This is a genomic window from Microbacterium sp. KUDC0406 (assembly GCF_021582875.1).
GTDB lineage: Bacteria > Actinomycetota > Actinomycetes > Actinomycetales > Microbacteriaceae > Microbacterium.
Map to the genome: position 1 here is coordinate 312,912 of NZ_CP091138.1, position 15,534 is coordinate 328,445.

Below are 15,534 nucleotides of genomic sequence, written 5' to 3' on the forward strand. Positions count from 1 at the left end.
TGCGTTTCGACTCGCTGGCGCTCGCTCAACGACCATCGATCGCTCAACGACCCGCGGGGCGGACTGCCGCTCGCTCAACGATCAGGGGCGCCCGGTAGTCTTGTGCGGTGACTCTCCGCCTGTACGACACCCGCGCTCAGCAGCTGCGCGACTTCGTCCCTCTCGACTCCGAGAACGTGACGATGTACGTCTGCGGGCCGACCGTGCAGTCCGGGCCCCACATCGGGCATGTCCGGGGAGCGCTGAGCTTCGACATCCTGCGCCGCTGGCTCGGCCGGCGGTACGGGAGGGTCACGCTGGTGCGCAACGTCACCGACATCGACGACAAGATCCTCGTGAACGGCACGGATGCCGAGCCGTGGTGGGCGCTGGCCTACCGCATGGAGAAGGAGTTCACGGCGGCGTACGAGGCCGTCGGCATCCTTCCGCCGACGTACGAACCCCGGGCGACCGGGTTCATCCCGCAGATGCACGAGCTCATCGAGCGGCTCATCGAACGCGGGCACGCCTACCCGGCGCCGGACGGATCCGGCGACGTCTACTTCGACGTGCGCTCCTGGCCCGACTACGGCGACCTGACCCATCAGTCTCCGGATGCCATGGAACCACAGGAAGACTGGGTCCCTGAGCCTGTCGAAGGGCCGCGCGGCAAGCGCGCGCCGCAGGACTTCGCACTGTGGAAGGGCGCCAAGCCGGGAGAGCCTGCGGACGCCACCTGGGACTCGCCCTGGGGTCCGGGGCGCCCGGGATGGCACATCGAGTGCTCGGCGATGTCGCGGCGCTATCTCGGCGCCGAGTTCGACATCCACGGCGGCGGTCTCGACCTGCGCTTCCCGCACCACGAGAACGAGCTCGCGCAGTCCACCGCGGCCGGCGACGGCTTCGCGCGGTACTGGGTGCACAACGGCCTGGTCACGGTCGACGGTCAGAAGATGTCGAAGTCGGTCGGCAACTTCACGCTGGCCGCGGACGTGCTCGCGAAGCACGACCCGCTGGTGGTGCGCTACGCACTCGCCGCCGCGCATTACCGGTCGAGTCTCGATCTCAGCGACTCGTCCTTCGCTGAGGCCGAGGCGGCACTCGGACGCATCAGGACGTTCCTCGCGACAATGTCGCGGGTGGCCGATCCGGAGCTTGTGCCCACGCTGCCCGCCGCGTTCGCTGCGGCGTTGGATGATGACCTGAACGTTCCACGGGCACTCGCGGTTCTTCACGAGACGATCCGCGCTGGCAACAGCGCGTATGACTGGTCAGGAGATCCGAGCACTGAGCTGGAGCACTTCGTGGCCGATGTTCTCGGTATGACCACCGTGCTGGGCATCAACCCGCTCTCGCCCGAGTGGCAGACCGGAAGCACCGGCGCCGAGGCATCCGCCCTGGATGCCCTGGTGCGCACGATGATCGACCAGCGCGCGCAGGCGCGCGCTGACAAGGACTGGACCTCGGCCGATCGCATCCGCGATGCGATCGCCGCCGCAGGCATCACTCTGGAGGACACTCCGGACGGAACGCATTGGAGCATCGATGGCTAAGCCGAGTCGCCCGGGAGCGGGCAACAGCAAGAAGAAGGGCGCCTCGAAGGGCACCGGCGGTCACAGCCGCAAGGCCCTGGAAGGGCGGGGGCCGACCCCGAAGGCCGAGGACCGCGCCTGGCACGTCGCCGGCAAGCGCAAGGCCGCTGCCGAGCGCTATGCCGCAGCCGGCGGCAAGGGCCGGCCCGGGCAGAAGCCGCAGGGCGGCAACATGAACCGTCAGGGCAGGGCGAAGCCGGCCGACGACACCGAGACCGTCACCGGGCGCAACTCCGTGCTCGAGGCGCTGCGCACGAAGATCCCGGCGGCCACGCTGTACATCGCGCAGCGCGTCGAGATGGACGACCGTGTCAAGGAGATGCTGGCGATCGCGCGACACCGTGAGATCCCGATGCTCGAGGTCACCCGGCAGGAGCTCGACCGCATGGCCGGCTTCGACGGCGTGCACCAGGGTGTCGCGCTGAAGGTGCCGCCGTACGAGTACGCGCACCCGCAGGACCTGCTCGAGCAGGTCATCGACCGCGGCGAGACTCCGCTGTTCGTGGCGCTGGACGGCATCACGGATCCGCGCAACCTCGGTGCGATCATCCGCTCCACCGCCGCCTTCGGCGGGCACGGCATCATCCTGCCGCAGCGCCGTTCCGCGAGCGTGAACTCGGCGGCGTGGAAGACCAGCGCCGGCGCGGCCGCGCGGCTGCCCGTCGCCCTGGCGTCGAACCTGACCACGCAGCTCAAGGAGTTCAAGAAGCAGGGCGTGTTCGTGCTGGGTCTGGACGGAGGGGGAGACGTGGCGCTGCCCGCGCTCGAGCTCGCCGACCGACCGGTCGTGATCGTCGTCGGCTCCGAGGGCAAGGGCCTTTCACGCCTGGTCACCGAGACGTGCGATCAGGTCGTGTCGATCCCGATCTCGGCGGCCACCGAGTCGCTGAACGCCGGCATCGCGGCATCCGTCGCGCTCTACCAGGTCGCCACGCTGCGCGGGGCTTGACTGAGAGCGCACGGTTCCGCAGGCAGGGAATGATGCGGGTCGGCGCTCCGTTGCCGACTGTGTGCCGCGATCGCGGCGCGTCCGTCTGAGAAAGAGGAAAACGCATGGCCCGCATCATCGTCGTCGGAGGAACCGGATACGCCGGAGCGCACATCGTCCGCGAGGCGGTGACCCGGGGACATGACGTCGTCGCCATCGCGCGGAACACACCGGACGCTCCGATCGAGGGCGCGACGTACGTGCAGGGCTCCGCGCTCGACGTGAACGGACTCGGCGACGTCTTCGACGGTGCGGATGCCGTGGTCTCGGCGATCTCGCCGCGAGGGGACATGACCGACAAGGCGCTCGACGCGCTGGCGGCACTCGCGGCGAAGCTGACCGGCACGTCGACCCGACTCGGCGTCGTCGGCGGTGCCGGCGGCAGCCTGGTCGCTGCCGGCGGTCCGCGTCTGTTCGATCAGGGTTTCCCCGCGGAGTACAAGCACGAGGCGCAGGTCGGCATCGACGGGCTCGCCATGCTGCAGGACACGGATGCCGGTCTGGACTGGTTCTTCGTGCACCCGGCCGAGGTGTTCGGCCCGTGGGCCGAGGGCGAGCGCACCGGTGCCTACCGCGATGGCGGGGACGTGCTCGTGCGCGCCGAGGACGGCACCTCGACGATCTCCGGCGCCGACTTCGCTGTGGCGATCGTCGACGAGATCGAGACGCCGAAGCACCGTCGCGAGCGCTTCACCGTCGGGTACTGATCCTCCGCGAAACTGCACGCCCGCGCCGAGACCAGGGTGCTGCGCCCCCGTCTCGGCGCGGGCGTGCAGTTTCAGACCAGGTCGCGCCAGTCGACCTCACCGGTGTCGTCGGACACGTCCACGGCGCCGGTGATGACCGGCAGGCTCATCGTCTCGGTCGGCGGGCCCATGATGGTGGCCTCGTCGCGACGGTGCCGCAGCACCTCATTGATGTAGCTCGTCAGAACCTCGGCGATCGGCACCGAGCGGCCCTGCGCCTGCGACAGGTACCAGCGGTGCTCGAGCACCTGGTGGAACACCTCCGCAGGTTCGAGTTTGGCGCGCAGGTCGTAGGGGATGGCGCGGACGACGGGCTCGAACACGCGGGTGAGCCACTCGTGGGCATACATCTCCTCGTCGGCCCACTGCTTGGTCGAGCGGGCGCGGAACTCGTCCAGGTCGTTCAGCAGCCGGCGCGCCTGATTCTCCTCGACGTCGAGGCCGGTCAGCCGGATGAGGCGGCGCTGATGGTGCCCCGCGTCCACCACCTTCGGCTGGATGTGCACGACAGCGCCGTCGGCGGTGGTCTTCATCGACATCTCATCGATGTCGAACCCGAGAGCGTTGAGACGCTCGACGCGCTCGGTGATGCGCCACGTCTCGTTCGCCGAGAACGACTCCTCGGCGGTCAGCGCCGCCCACAGCGCGCGGTACGACGAGACGATGCCGTCGGCGATCGCCACCGCGTCGACGCCGTTCTCGAGCCGTCCGCCGGCGGCGAGGTCGAGGATCTCCCCGGCGATGTTCGTGCGGGCGATGTCCAGGTCGTAGGAGCGCTGGCCGTCGGTCAGGCCCTCCTCATGCAGCTCGCCGGTCTCAGCATCCACGAGGTATGCGGCGAACGCGCCCGCATCCCGCCGGAAGAGCGTGTTCGACAGCGACACGTCGCCCCAGTAGAACCCGACGTTGTGCAGGCGCACCAGGAGCAGCGCGAGGGCGTCGACCAGCCGCGTGGCGGTGTCAGGACGCAGCACCCGGGTGAACAGCGCGCGGTACGGCATCGAGAACTTCAGATGCGAGGTCACCAGGGCGGCGGGCAGCTCTCTGCCGTCGGCATCCTGCCTGCCCGCGATCACCGCGACCCGGCTCACGCAGGGCACGTCGAGACGGGACAGGCTGCCGAGCATCTCGTACTCGCGCTGCGCCATCTGCGCCGTGGTCTCCTTGACGGCGACCACGCGTCCGGACAGGTCCGCGAAGCGCACCAGGTGACGCGACAGGCCCTTCGGCAGCGACACGATGTGCTCGCTCGGCCACTTGCCCAGCGGCGTCGACCAGGGCAGCGACAGCAGGCCGGGGTCGACCGTGCTGGCGGTGATGCGCAGGGTGCTGGAAAGGCGTCCGGTCTCGGCCATGCGCGCTCCTTCGATGCTCGGTGCGGGACTGCGAGGAAAGACGACGCGGCGCGGGCGACCGAAGTGGTCGACCCGCGCCGCGTGTGCGAGGAGATTACGACGCCGAGATGACCGGCTTGTCGTTCAGGCGGTCGCCGGTCTCGAGGTCGAAGGCGTGGATGTGACCGGGGTTCGCGGCCAGCGTGACGGTCTCACCCGCGTTCGGGTGGTTGCGGCCGTCGACGCGAGCGACGATGTCGGTGCGCTTGCCGTTGAGCTCGGTGTGACCGTACAGGTAGCCGTCCGCACCCAGCTCTTCGACGAGGTCGACGGTGACGGCGATGCCCTTGCCGTCGGCGGGGCCGACGGTGATGTCCTCGGGACGGACGCCGACGGTGACCTGGCTGCCGGTCGCTCGACCGACGGTGTCGCGGTCGAGCGGCACGACCTCGGTGCCGAACTGCACGCCGCCGTCGGCGAGGTCAGCGGTGAACAGGTTCATCGCGGGCGAGCCGATGAAGCCGGCGACGAACACGTTGTTCGGCTTCTCGTACAGGTCGCGCGGCGTGCCGACCTGCTGCAGCAGGCCGTCCTTGAGCACTGCGATGCGGTCGCCCATGGTGAGGGCCTCGGTCTGGTCGTGCGTGACGTAGACCGTGGTGACGCCGAGGCGGCGCTGCAGCGAGGCGATCTGGGTGCGGGTCTGCACGCGGAGCTTGGCGTCGAGGTTCGACAGCGGCTCGTCCATGAGGAACACCTGCGGCTGACGGACGATCGCGCGGCCCATGGCGACGCGCTGACGCTGACCACCCGAGAGGGCCTTCGGCTTGCGGGTCAGGTACTCCTCGAGGTCGAGCAGCTTGGCGGCCTCGAGGACGCGGGCTGCGCGCTCCTCCTTGCCGATGCCGGCGATCTTCAGGGCGAAGCCCATGTTCTCGGCGACGGTCATGTGCGGGTACAGCGCGTAGTTCTGGAACACCATCGCGATGTCGCGGTCCTTCGGCGGCACGTCGGTGACGTCGCGGTCGCCGATGAGGATGCGGCCGGCGTTGACCTCTTCGAGGCCGGCGAGCATGCGCAGCGACGTGGACTTTCCGCAACCGGAGGGGCCGACGAGAACGAGGAACTCGCCATCGGCGATCTCGATGTTCAGCTTGTCGACCGCGGGGCGCGTGCCTCCGGGATAGAGGCGAGTGGCGTCGTCAAAGGTCACGGTTGCCATTGGTTTCTCCTTCACCGGCAGGTACGTGCCGGACGATCCGTTGTGATGGAAGCGGCGGAACGACCCGCCGTGGCCCGCCATCGGGCCAGGATCAGTATGGCATGCCGCCGTGCCATCTGGGTAACTTCCCAGGAGGTCTGGATAACATCGAACCCGGTGCTGCTTCATGCGGCCGCCGGTCGCCTCGGGCGGCCATCGGGGAGACCCGTCCCCACCGGACTTCAAGAGGAACGATGTCGAGCGACGAAACGCCGAACGTCCCCACCGCGACCTCATCACGTGAGGCGGTGCGGGAGAAGGCTCAGCAGGTGCATTCCCGTCAGCGTCGGGCGCGCGCGATGCGACGGATCATCATCGGCCTCGTCGCGATCGTCGCCGTCGGCGCCGTGGGCACGGCCGTCACCTGGGCGGTCACCTCCTCGGTCTCCAAGCCCACGCTGAGCCCGGCCGGCATGGACGGCGATGGAGTCACCGTGCGCGAGGTCACCGTCACCTCGCCGCAGGCCGCGCCGGCGGAGACCCCGACCCCCGACCCGAGCGAAGCGGGTGCGACCGCCTCGGCCACGCCGACGCCCGAGCCGACGCCCATCGAGGGCGCGGTCGACGTCCACATCTACGTCGACTACCTCTCGCCCGACGCGGGCGAGTTCGAGCGGGCCAACGCGCGCCAGCTCACGGGATGGATCACCGAGGGCGCGGTCAACGTCACCTACCACCCGGTCTCGCTGCTGACCGCGAGCTCGAACGGCACGAAGTACTCGCTGCGCGCCGCCGCGGCATCCGCCTGCGTCGCCAGCCACGCGCCGGACTTCTTCTACGCGTACAACCACGAGCTGCTCGTCGATCAGCCCAAGGTCGACAGCGACGGCCGCACGGACGTCGAGCTCGCCGACCTCGCCGGCGCCGTGGGGATCGACAACGCCGAGCAGGTGCGCTCCTGCATCGAGGACGGCGACTACCTGACCTGGGCGAAGGATGCCACGACGCGTGCGCTCGAGGGTCCGCTCCCCGGGTCCAAGAAGCTCAAGCTGAACGCGGCGCCGATGGTCGTGGTCAACGGCGAGACGTACGTCGGCGCGATGGACGACCCGGCGGAGTTCTCGCAGTTCGTGATGACGGTCGCCAGCGACGCCTACTACGGCGAGTCGACGCCGACCCCCTCGCCGACGACCGCCCCGACGCCGACCACGCCGGCGAAGTGAGGCTCCCGGTCGCCACTATGCTGGTGACCGTTCGCCTCCTTAGCTCATCTGGTAGAGCAGCGGCCTTGTAAACCGCAGGTGGCCGGTTCGAGTCCGGCAGGAGGCTCCGAATCTCTCGGCGCGCCCCGTTCGGGCCGCCCTGTTCAGAACAGCATCCCGTCGCCGCCCTTGTCGTCGGCGCGCGCGACCGCGGCGATGCGCTCATCGAGGGATGCCGCAGCGATCAGCGCCTCATCGATGAGCCCACGCGATCCGTCGGCCGTGAGCCAGTCGCTCTGGAGCGAGGACGGCAGCAGCAGCGGCACCCGGTCGTGGATGTGCGCGATCTGCGGGGGCGCCGGGCGCATGATGATCGAGTAGCAGGTGCGCCACTCACCGTCGGGATCCTTCCCGCGCTGGGTGATGGCGGCCATGCCGAACAGCACCCGCGGCCCAGTCCGAACTCGTGCCAGACGCGCTCGGGCTTCTGCATCTCGTACCAGCCCGTGGACGGCACGATCGCCCGGCCGCGCAATGCCCCGGGCTTCTCCTGCAGTCGCTCCGATCGGGTGTTGATCGAGGGGAACCGTGCCGGCGCACCGTTCACGAGGAACCCCCACCAGGCCTGCTCGAGCGCGGCTGCGCCGTCATCGGGCAGGACGACCGGGTTGAGGTTGCGCAGGTTGCGGCCGGTGGGACGCAGTGTCTCGCCGGCGTTCTGCTCGGCCCAGTGCCGGAGGCCCTCCAGCATCGCGGCATCCGCGGCGGCGAGCTCCTCGGCGTCGGTGAACCGCGGGTCGAGACCATAACTGGCGCACATGCCGCCAGCGTAGACCCGGCCGCCGACGTCCGACCGATAGGGTCGGTCGGTGACCCGATCCCGCCGTCTTCCCGCCCCCGTCGCCCTGGGCGGCGCCGTGTCGATCGGCGCCATGACCGCCGTGCAGGCGCGCATCAACGGAGTGCTGGGCGTACGGCTGGGCGACGGGATCGTCGCCGGACTGGTCTCGTTCCTCGCGGGGCTGATCCTGCTCGTCGTGGTCATCGCCGTGATGCCGGCAGGGCGAGCCGGGGTGCGTCGCCTGGCATCCGGCGTGCGCAGCCGCAGCGTCCCGGTCTGGATGCTGCTCGGAGGCGCGTGCGGCGCTCTCACCGTCTCCACCCAGGGGCTGGTCGCCGGGGTGCTCGGGGTGTCGCTGTTCACCGTCGGCGTCGTCGCGGGTCAGACCGTGCACGGACTGGTGCTCGACCGCATGGGCGTCGGGCCGGCGGGCGTGGTCGCGGTCACGCCCGGCCGGGTCGCCGGCGGGGCGCTCGCTCTCGCCGCCGTCGGCATCTCGCTGGGCGGGGGAGTGCTGGCCTCGGCGCCGCTCTGGCTCCTGCTGCTGCCCTTCCTCGCCGGAGCCGGCATCGCCTGGCAGGCCGCCGCGAACGGGCGTCTGGCTCAGCGCGTGGAGTCGCCGCTCGCGGCGACGCTGATGAGCTTCATCGCGGGAACGCTGGTGCTGCTGGTCGCCGCTGCTGTGAGCGTCGCGGTCGACGGCCCGCCGGCGCCGCTGCCCGCCGAGCCGTGGCTGTACCTCGGCGGGCTGCTCGGCTTCGCCTACATCCTGCTCGGGGCGTTCCTGGTGGCGCAGACCGGTGTGCTGCTGCTCGGACTCGGATCGGTCCTGGGGCAGCTGAGCACCTCGATCGTGATCGATCTCATCTGGCCGCCGCCGGCCGGGCCCGCGGCCTGGCAGCTCATCCTGATGGTCCTGGTCGCCGTCGCGTCGGTCGTCGTGGCGCTGCCGCGCCGCCGTCGCCGGGACTAGTCCCGCGGCATCCGGCCGAGCACGCTCTCGGCATCGATCGCCTTGCGGCGACCTCCGCCCTTGCCCGCGGGCTTTCCGCCGACGTACAGCCAGCCCAGCAGCTGCTCCTTCTTCTTCAGGCCGTGCGCCTTCGCGACGGCCTTCGAGCGGGTGTAGTGGCCGGTACGCCAGATCACGCCCCAGCCGGCCTCGTCCAGCAGCAGGCTCAAGGTGTGCGCGACACCGGATGCCACGGCCTCCTGCTCCCAGTACGGCACCTTCTCGCTCTTGCGCGGGCTGACCACGACGGCGATCAGCAGCGGGGCGCGCAGCGGCTTCGAGGAGGGCCTGTCATCACCCTGCGCCTTGGCGATCGCGGCCCCCAGGCGGTCGCGGTCGGTGCCGCGCAGCTCGATGAGGCGCCACGGGCGCAGCGACGAGTGGTCGGCCACCCTGCCCGCCGCTCCGACCAGAGACAGCAGCTGCTCGTGCGTCGGGGCGTCGTCGGTGACCTTCGACCAGGACTGCCGCGACCGTACGGCGTCGAGGGCGCTCACGACTCGTCGGGGCTGAACGACAGCGCCAGCGAGTTCATGCAGTAGCGGTCGCCGGTCGGGGTGCCGAATCCGTCCGGGAACACGTGACCGAGATGCGAGCCGCACGCCGCGCAGCGCACCTCGGTGCGCACCATGCCCAGGCTGCGGTCCTCGATCAGCTTCACCGCCTCGGGGCGGACCGACTCGTAGAAGCTCGGCCACCCGCATCCGCTGTCGAACTTGGTGCCGCTCTGGAACAGCTCGGCGCCGCAGGCGCCGCACCGGTACAGGCCGTCCCGCTTCTCGTCGAGCAGCTCGCCGGTCCACGGGCGCTCGGTCGCCGCCTCGCGCAGCACCGCGTACTCGGCATCGCCGAGCTCGTCCCGCCATTCCGATTCCGTCTTGTCCACGTCGTAGGCCATGCATCCATTGTCTCTCGCTTCGCGACGAGCGGCGCGACCGCGCGATTCCGGCCGCGCTCTCCCTCGCGCAGCTCGGGAGTGGCGCGCAGGCACGAGAGCGGATGCCGCGTAGCCTGGGGCCATGCTCGGAGATCTCACCGATCGCGACCGCGCGATCCTCGCCCTCGAAGCCGCGTGGCCGCGGCACGGCGGCGCGAAGGAGGAGACCATCCGAGCCCAGCTCGGGATGAGCCCGGCGCGGTACTACCAGCTGCTCGGTCGTCTCATCGAGACGGAGCAGGCGGTCGAGTTCGATCCGCTGCTGGTGCGCCGGCTGCGTCGCATCCGCGACGCCCGCACCGACCGGCGCGTCGCGAGGATGCGCGGTTTCGTCGGCTGACGGCCCGGTACAGGATCGTGCCCTAGCATCGAGGGGTGTCCAAGCCCAGTCATGACCGGTTCGACGACGTCCCTCACGCGACGGGACGCGTCGGAGCGCACCGCGCAGAGGCCCCGGGCATGAACGGATGGGTCGTGCTGCTGTGGTCCGCCGCTGCCGTGCTCGTGCTCGTCGTCCTCGGGATCTTCGGCTCGCTGCTGGCGATGGGACGCATCTCGTTCGGCGGCGACACGCCGCCCAGCCAGGTCGCGACGGCCGCGCCGGAGGAGACCGGCGTCGTGGACACCTCGTACGCCGTGCTGATCCTCAACGCGACCTCGGACGGCAGCCTGGACGGCCAGGTGCGCGATCAGCTGATCAAGGCGGGCTGGGACGGCACCAGCATCTCGAGCAGCGACGCCTCCACCAGCGACTTCCCGACGACGACCGTCTACTACGTCGAGGACGCCGATGAGGCGGCCGCGATCGGGCTGGCGGGGGCGATCGGCGGCGCCGAGGTGCAGAAGAGCGACGTCTACAAGGACCTCAACGATTCCGGCGGCAAGCAGCTCACCGTGGTGATCGGCACCGACCGAAGCACGAAGGCTCCGGAGACCCCGGCCGAGTAGCGTCCTCGCGGCTTGCACTCTCCATGGTCGAGTGCCAGAATGGCGTTAGCACTCGCTTACTGCGAGTGCTAACCCCAACGTCTACGTCCAGGAGGGACGACACAACTCATGGCAAAGATCATCGCTTTCGATGAGGAGGCCCGTCGCGGTCTCGAGCGCGGCCTGAACACCCTGGCCGACGCCGTCAAGGTGACCCTCGGCCCGCGCGGCCGCAACGTCGTGCTCGAGAAGAAGTGGGGCGCCCCCACGATCACGAACGACGGCGTCTCCATCGCCAAGGAGATCGAACTCGACGACCCGTACGAGAAGATCGGCGCGGAGCTCGTCAAGGAGGTCGCGAAGAAGACCGACGACGTCGCCGGTGACGGCACCACCACCGCCACGGTCCTCGCCCAGGCGCTGGTCCGCGAAGGCCTGCGCAACGTCGCGGCCGGCGCCGACCCGATCAGCCTGAAGAAGGGCATCGAGAAGGCCGTCGCGGCCATCACCGCCGACCTGCTCGCCACCGCCAAGGAGGTCGAGTCCAAGGACCAGATCGCCGCCACCGCGTCGATCTCCGCCGCCGACCCCGAGATCGGCGCGCTGATCGCCGAGGCCATCGACAAGGTGGGCAAGGAGGGCGTCGTCACCGTCGAGGAGTCGCAGACCTTCGGCACCGAGCTCGAGCTCACCGAGGGCATGCGCTTCGACAAGGGCTACCTGAACCCGTACTTCGTCACGGACCCGGAGCGCCAGGAGGCCGTCTTCGAGGACCCGTACATCCTCATCGCGAACCAGAAGATCGGCAACATCAAGGACCTTCTGCCCGTCGTCGACAAGGTGATCCAGGACGGCAAGGAGCTCGTCATCATCGCCGAGGACGTCGAGGGCGAGGCTCTCGCGACCCTGGTGCTGAACAAGATCCGCGGCATCTTCAAGTCCGTCGCCGTCAAGGCCCCGGGCTTCGGCGACCGTCGCAAGGCGCAGCTGCAGGACATCGCGATCCTCACCGGCGGCCAGGTCATCACCGAGGAGGTCGGTCTCAAGCTCGAGAACACCACCCTCGACCTGCTCGGCCGTGCCCGTAAGGTCATCGTCACCAAGGACGAGACCACGATCGTCGAGGGCGCCGGCGAGGCGGAGCAGATCGAGGGCCGCGTGACCCAGATCCGCCGCGAGATCGAGAACACCGACAGCGACTACGACCGCGAGAAGCTGCAGGAGCGCCTCGCCAAGCTCGCCGGCGGTGTTGCCGTCATCAAGGCGGGCGCGGCCACCGAGGTCGAGCTCAAGGAGCGCAAGCACCGCATCGAGGACGCCGTCCGCAACGCGAAGGCCGCCGTCGAGGAGGGCATCGTCCCCGGTGGTGGCGTGGCGCTGCTGCAGTCGGCCAAGGTGCTCGACACCCTCGAGCTCGAGGGCGACGAGGCCACCGGCGCGAACATCGTCCGCGTCGCCATCGAGGCTCCGCTGAAGCAGATCGCCATCAACGCGGGCCTCGAGGCCGGCGTCGTCGCGCACAAGGTTGCCGAGCTCCCCGCGGGCCAGGGCCTGAACGCCGCGACCGGCGAGTACGGCGACATGTTCGCACAGGGCATCATCGACCCGGCCAAGGTCACCCGCTCGGCGCTGCAGAACGCCGCGTCGATCGCCGGCCTGTTCCTCACCACTGAGGCGGTCGTGGCCGACAAGCCCGAGAAGGCCCCGGCCGTCCCGGCCGACCCGACCGGCGGCATGGACTTTTGACGCGCGAGGGCTCAATGACGCGAAGCGGCGTTGAGCCCGAGTCGGGTCAAGGTTGAGCGAGCGAAGCGAGTCGAAACCCTAGACCGACACACACAGAACGCCCCCGGCTGCGGCCGGGGGCGTTCTGCGTTCCGTTTGGGGCGGATTCTCACAGATGGGGCGGTGCTGCGCTGCCCCGAACGCGAGAATCCGCCCGAACCCGGGCTCAGCGGAACAGGTTCGCCGAGTACTGGTCGGCATCGGCGTACTGCGTGGCAGCCGAGCCCAGTGCCGTGCCGATCGACGCGAGCACCTGCTCGACGTGCAGCTGCGCGCCGCGCCACTGCTCGCTGCAGTTCTGGAATGCGACCGAGGCGCTCCCCGTCCACGACGACTGCAGCTGGGTCAGCTGCGACATCAGCGCGGCCGACTCGGACTGCAGGCGTTCGATCGTGGCGCGTGTCGCGCCGTGCGCGGCGTGGACGGCGTCGGTGTCGACGGTGAAGACGGACATGAGGGTCTCCTCTCGTTGGGGCTTCCGACGATAGGGCGAGGCGGGGCAGCGGGAACGCCGGATTCGCGGCATCCGGGAGAGTCCGCGAGAATCGCCGAAGGGGGAGGACGAGTGGGTCAGAGATCCAGCGGCTCGATCGGCTGGGTCTCCTCGAGCAGATGCTCCGGCGTCGCCCTCGGCGGAGCCAGCGGCAGCGCGACGATGAACGTCGCGCCGCCTCCGGGAGTCTCCTCGACGCGCACCGAGCCGTTCAGCGCCTCGATGATCGACGACACGATCGCCAGGCCGAGTCCGGAGCCGCCGGTCTCCCTGGCGCGCGAGGTGTCCGCGCGCCAGAACCGCTCGAAGATCTGGTCCCTGATCTGCGGCGGTACGCCCTCGCCGTGGTCGGCGATCGCGATCGTGCCGATCCCGCGCAGCCTGTCCACACCGACGATGATCTCGATCGGGCTGTCCTCGGGCGAGAAGCGCCGTGCATTGCCGAGCAGGTTGGTCACGACCTGCCGCACCTTGTTGTCGTCGCCGAGCACGATCGGCGGTGTGCGCACGGGGATGTCCAGCGTCTCGTGGAAGTCGATCTGCGGGACGATCTCGGTGCGCGGGCGACGACGCAGGCGCGCGAAGGTGGCACCGGTGAGGCCGCGTGGCCTCTGCCCGTCCGGAGCTGATGAGACCGGCGGTGCCGGCTGCGCGACCGGAGGCTCGGCCTGGTCGAGGGTGTTGTCGACGACGGTCACGGTCCGCCCAGGTGCGGTCACACGCATGTCGAGCGCGGCGTCGCGGGCGATCGGACGCAGGTCGAGGGGCATGATCTCGAGCGAGCGGCCGGAATCCTCGTCCAGTCGTGCGAGCGCGAGCAGATCCTCGACCATCGCGCCCATGCGGATGGCCTCCTTCTCGATCCGCTCCATCGCTCTCGCGACATCCTCATCGCCGCGGATGGCGCCCATGCGGTACAGCTCGGCGTAGCCGCGCACGCTGACCAGGGGGGTGCGCAGCTCGTGGCTGGCATCGCCGATGAACCTGCGCATGTGCTGCACCGTGCGATCGCGCTGTGCGATCGCGCCGTCCACGCGATCGAGCATGGTGTTGATCGCCGAGTTGAGCCGGCCCACCTCTGTGGTCGGCTCGAGATCGGTGAGGCGCTGGCTGAGATCGCCGGCGGCGATCGACATGGCCGTGGATTCGACCTGTCCCAGTCGCCGGAAGGTCAGGGTGACCAGCCCGCGGGTGAGCAGCGCGGCGATGAGGATGGTCACCAGGGCGACCGTCGTGTACACGCCGAAGTACGTCGCGACGATCCGGTCGGCCTCGTCCAGCGGAAGCGCGACGATCTGCACGTAGGTCACCGAGGCGCCCACCGCCACCTGCGTCGCCGCAGCGGCGCTGAACGCGCCGCCGTCCTCGCCCTGCAGCGGGATCACCTGATCGGCGGAGGACTGCGCCTGTGCCAGCGTATAGGTCTCCGGGAACACCGGGCGCTCCGCCCCGGCTGGCCGCCGGCCTCGGCGATCTTCGTCCCGGACGTGTCGTAGAAGGCGGCGAAGTAGTCGGCGCGGGAGACCGCGCCGTCACGCGGCGCGAAGGCGGGCTCGCCCTCTTCGACGGTGACCGCGAAGAATCGGTCGGCCTGGCTGGTCGAGACCAGACCGGGCAGCTGCGCGTTGATGTTGCCGATCATCGCGTTGCGCAGGATGGGCACGGTGCCGATCCCCGCGACCAGCAGTCCGAGGGCCAGGACGGCGACGGTGACGCCGGTGACCTTGGCGCGCAGGCTGATGCGCCGCCACCACGAGGTGACGGCATCTGACCTGTGCGCCATGGGGGTCTCCGGGCGTCAGACGGTCTTGCCGACCTTGAGCATGTACCCGAAGCCGCGCTTGGTCTGGATCAGCGACTCCTCGGTGTGCGGATCGATCTTGCGGCGCAGGTATGAGATGTAGCTCTCCACGATGCCGGCGTCGCCGTTGAAGTCGTACTCCCACACGTGGTCGAGGATCTGCGCCTTCGACAGCACGCGGTTGGGGTTGAGCATGAGGTACTTCAGCAGCTTGAACTCGGTCGGGCTGAGCTCGATCGGCACCTTGCCGACGAACACGTCGTGGGTGTCCTGATCCATCGACAGCTCGCCGGCGCGGATCACCGACTCCTCGTCGGCCTGCATGGTGCGGCGCAGGATGGCCTGCGCACGGGCGACGATCTCGTCGAGGCTGAACGGCTTCGTGACGTAGTCGTCGCCGCCGGCGTTCAGGCCCTCGATCTTGTCCTGCGTGTCGTCCTTGGCGGTGAGGAACAGGATCGGCGCGGTGAACCCGGCGCCGCGCAGTCGCTTGGTGACGCTGAAGCCGTTCATGTCGGGCAGCATCACGTCGAGGATGATGAGATCGGGTTCCTCTTCGAGGACGGCGGAGATGGTGGCCGCTCCGTTGGCGACGGTCTTCACCTGGAATCCGGCGAAGCTGAGACCCGTGGAGAGCAGGTCGCGGATGTTCGGCTCGTCGTCGACGACCAGGATGCGCGCATCAGTCATGACCCC

At 69.7% G+C, this 15,534-nt stretch carries 17 protein-coding genes and 1 tRNA gene; 9 read left to right on the top strand and 9 right to left on the bottom strand.

The genetic code is table 11. The features are described from left to right. Nucleotides 1-107 precede the first annotated feature (107 nt). The 3 genes from cysS (at nucleotide 108) to L2X99_RS01675 (ending at nucleotide 3,266) form a co-directional block, all read left to right on the top strand. Nucleotides 108-1,532: a cysteine--tRNA ligase gene (gene cysS, locus L2X99_RS01665; RefSeq protein ID WP_236125330.1), complete on the top strand. Its 1,425-nt coding sequence runs from the start codon at nucleotides 108-110 to the stop codon at nucleotides 1,530-1,532. Beyond that, nucleotides 1,525-2,520: a 23S rRNA (guanosine(2251)-2'-O)-methyltransferase RlmB gene (rlmB, locus tag L2X99_RS01670; RefSeq protein WP_236135550.1), complete on the top strand. Its 996-nt coding sequence runs from the start codon at nucleotides 1,525-1,527 to the stop codon at nucleotides 2,518-2,520. The genes cysS and rlmB overlap by 8 nt, the downstream gene beginning before the upstream one ends. Nucleotides 2,521-2,624: 104 nt before the next feature. Then, nucleotides 2,625-3,266 (top strand): NAD(P)-dependent oxidoreductase, encoded by a 642-nt coding sequence (locus L2X99_RS01675; RefSeq protein ID WP_236135551.1) that lies wholly within the window; start codon nucleotides 2,625-2,627, stop codon nucleotides 3,264-3,266. 71 nt (nucleotides 3,267-3,337) lie between these two features. On the opposite strand, the gene L2X99_RS01680 is transcribed toward L2X99_RS01675, so the two are convergent. Together L2X99_RS01680 and L2X99_RS01685 are read right to left on the bottom strand one after the other, a co-directional pair. Further along, nucleotides 3,338-4,660, bottom strand: a complete 1,323-nt coding sequence (locus L2X99_RS01680; RefSeq protein WP_236125329.1) for a DUF4032 domain-containing protein — start codon at nucleotides 4,658-4,660, stop codon at nucleotides 3,338-3,340. Between the two features lie 94 nt (nucleotides 4,661-4,754). After that, nucleotides 4,755-5,861, bottom strand: a complete 1,107-nt coding sequence (locus L2X99_RS01685) for an ABC transporter ATP-binding protein (protein WP_236125328.1) — start codon at nucleotides 5,859-5,861, stop codon at nucleotides 4,755-4,757. Nucleotides 5,862-6,094: 233 nt separating this feature from the next. On the opposite strand from L2X99_RS01685, the gene L2X99_RS01690 reads away from it, so the two are divergent. After that, entirely contained in the window at nucleotides 6,095-7,063 is a 969-nt protein-coding gene (locus L2X99_RS01690; protein WP_236125327.1) for a DsbA family protein, read from the top strand. Between the two features lie 33 nt (nucleotides 7,064-7,096). Beyond that, a tRNA-Thr gene (locus L2X99_RS01695) sits at nucleotides 7,097-7,169 on the top strand. Between the two features lie 37 nt (nucleotides 7,170-7,206). Here L2X99_RS01695 and L2X99_RS01700 read toward each other — a convergent pair. Further along, on the bottom strand, nucleotides 7,207-7,476 hold the full coding sequence (locus tag L2X99_RS01700; RefSeq protein WP_236135552.1) for an SOS response-associated peptidase family protein: 270 nt from the start codon (nucleotides 7,474-7,476) through the stop codon (nucleotides 7,207-7,209). 435 nt (nucleotides 7,477-7,911) lie between these two features. Here L2X99_RS01700 and L2X99_RS01705 point away from each other — a divergent pair, with 435 nt between their 5' ends. Next, the gene (locus tag L2X99_RS01705; protein WP_268928539.1) at nucleotides 7,912-8,856 is read left to right on the top strand and encodes a DMT family transporter; all 945 of its coding nucleotides are present in this window, start codon (nucleotides 7,912-7,914) and stop codon (nucleotides 8,854-8,856) included. On the opposite strand, the gene L2X99_RS01710 is transcribed toward L2X99_RS01705, so the two are convergent. Together L2X99_RS01710 and msrB are read right to left on the bottom strand one after the other, a co-directional pair. Next, nucleotides 8,853-9,392 carry a nitroreductase family protein gene (locus L2X99_RS01710; RefSeq protein ID WP_236135553.1) on the bottom strand — a complete coding sequence of 180 codons (540 nt, stop codon included), beginning with the start codon at nucleotides 9,390-9,392 and terminating at the stop codon, nucleotides 8,853-8,855. The two genes, L2X99_RS01705 and L2X99_RS01710, sit on opposite strands and share 4 nt — an antisense overlap. Next, nucleotides 9,389-9,793, bottom strand: coding sequence for a peptide-methionine (R)-S-oxide reductase MsrB (msrB, locus tag L2X99_RS01715; protein ID WP_236125325.1), 405 nt, complete (start codon nucleotides 9,791-9,793; stop codon nucleotides 9,389-9,391). Before msrB ends, L2X99_RS01710 begins: the two co-directional genes overlap by 4 nt. Nucleotides 9,794-9,914: 121 nt before the next feature. Here msrB and L2X99_RS01720 point away from each other — a divergent pair, with 121 nt between their 5' ends. From L2X99_RS01720 to groL, 3 genes are all read left to right on the top strand, one after another. Continuing rightward, entirely contained in the window at nucleotides 9,915-10,172 is a 258-nt protein-coding gene (locus L2X99_RS01720) for a DUF3263 domain-containing protein (protein ID WP_236125324.1), read from the top strand. Between the two features lie 35 nt (nucleotides 10,173-10,207). Next, nucleotides 10,208-10,780 (top strand): LytR C-terminal domain-containing protein, encoded by a 573-nt coding sequence (locus tag L2X99_RS01725; protein WP_236125323.1) that lies wholly within the window; start codon nucleotides 10,208-10,210, stop codon nucleotides 10,778-10,780. A 108-nt stretch (nucleotides 10,781-10,888) separates the two neighbouring features. After that, complete coding sequence (gene groL / locus L2X99_RS01730) at nucleotides 10,889-12,505, top strand: chaperonin GroEL (RefSeq protein ID WP_236125322.1); 1,617 nt, start codon at nucleotides 10,889-10,891, stop codon at nucleotides 12,503-12,505. A 205-nt stretch (nucleotides 12,506-12,710) separates the two neighbouring features. On the opposite strand, the gene L2X99_RS01735 is transcribed toward groL, so the two are convergent. The 4 genes from L2X99_RS01735 to L2X99_RS01745 all read right to left on the bottom strand — a co-directional run bounded on the left by L2X99_RS01735 (nucleotide 12,711) and on the right by L2X99_RS01745 (nucleotide 15,528). Beyond that, nucleotides 12,711-12,998 (bottom strand): WXG100 family type VII secretion target, encoded by a 288-nt coding sequence (locus L2X99_RS01735; RefSeq protein WP_236125321.1) that lies wholly within the window; start codon nucleotides 12,996-12,998, stop codon nucleotides 12,711-12,713. Nucleotides 12,999-13,114: 116 nt separating this feature from the next. Continuing rightward, nucleotides 13,115-14,473 carry a sensor histidine kinase gene (locus L2X99_RS01740; protein ID WP_329608107.1) on the bottom strand — a complete coding sequence of 453 codons (1,359 nt, stop codon included), beginning with the start codon at nucleotides 14,471-14,473 and terminating at the stop codon, nucleotides 13,115-13,117. Further along, nucleotides 14,419-14,820, bottom strand: a complete 402-nt coding sequence (locus L2X99_RS18075; protein ID WP_236125320.1) for a hypothetical protein — start codon at nucleotides 14,818-14,820, stop codon at nucleotides 14,419-14,421. Before L2X99_RS18075 ends, L2X99_RS01740 begins: the two co-directional genes overlap by 55 nt. Before the next feature lie 15 nt (nucleotides 14,821-14,835). Continuing rightward, nucleotides 14,836-15,528: a response regulator transcription factor gene (locus L2X99_RS01745; protein WP_236125319.1), complete on the bottom strand. Its 693-nt coding sequence runs from the start codon at nucleotides 15,526-15,528 to the stop codon at nucleotides 14,836-14,838. Nucleotides 15,529-15,534 lie beyond the last annotated feature (6 nt).

Coding starts and splice junctions, on each gene's coding strand:
- rlmB (WP_236135550.1), top strand. CDS start 1,525: ATGGCTAAGCCGAGTCGCCCGGGAGCGGGCAACAGCAAGAAGAAGGGC.
- L2X99_RS01675 (WP_236135551.1), top strand. CDS start 2,625: ATGGCCCGCATCATCGTCGTCGGAGGAACCGGATACGCCGGAGCGCAC.
- L2X99_RS01680 (WP_236125329.1), bottom strand. CDS start 4,660: ATGGCCGAGACCGGACGCCTTTCCAGCACCCTGCGCATCACCGCCAGC.
- L2X99_RS01685 (WP_236125328.1), bottom strand. CDS start 5,861: ATGGCAACCGTGACCTTTGACGACGCCACTCGCCTCTATCCCGGAGGC.
- L2X99_RS01690 (WP_236125327.1), top strand. CDS start 6,095: ATGTCGAGCGACGAAACGCCGAACGTCCCCACCGCGACCTCATCACGT.
- L2X99_RS01700 (WP_236135552.1), bottom strand. CDS start 7,476: ATGGCCGCCATCACCCAGCGCGGGAAGGATCCCGACGGTGAGTGGCGC.
- msrB (WP_236125325.1), bottom strand. CDS start 9,793: ATGGCCTACGACGTGGACAAGACGGAATCGGAATGGCGGGACGAGCTC.
- L2X99_RS01720 (WP_236125324.1), top strand. CDS start 9,915: ATGCTCGGAGATCTCACCGATCGCGACCGCGCGATCCTCGCCCTCGAA.
- groL (WP_236125322.1), top strand. CDS start 10,889: ATGGCAAAGATCATCGCTTTCGATGAGGAGGCCCGTCGCGGTCTCGAG.
- L2X99_RS01735 (WP_236125321.1), bottom strand. CDS start 12,998: ATGTCCGTCTTCACCGTCGACACCGACGCCGTCCACGCCGCGCACGGC.
- L2X99_RS18075 (WP_236125320.1), bottom strand. CDS start 14,820: ATGGCGCACAGGTCAGATGCCGTCACCTCGTGGTGGCGGCGCATCAGC.
- L2X99_RS01745 (WP_236125319.1), bottom strand. CDS start 15,528: ATGACTGATGCGCGCATCCTGGTCGTCGACGACGAGCCGAACATCCGC.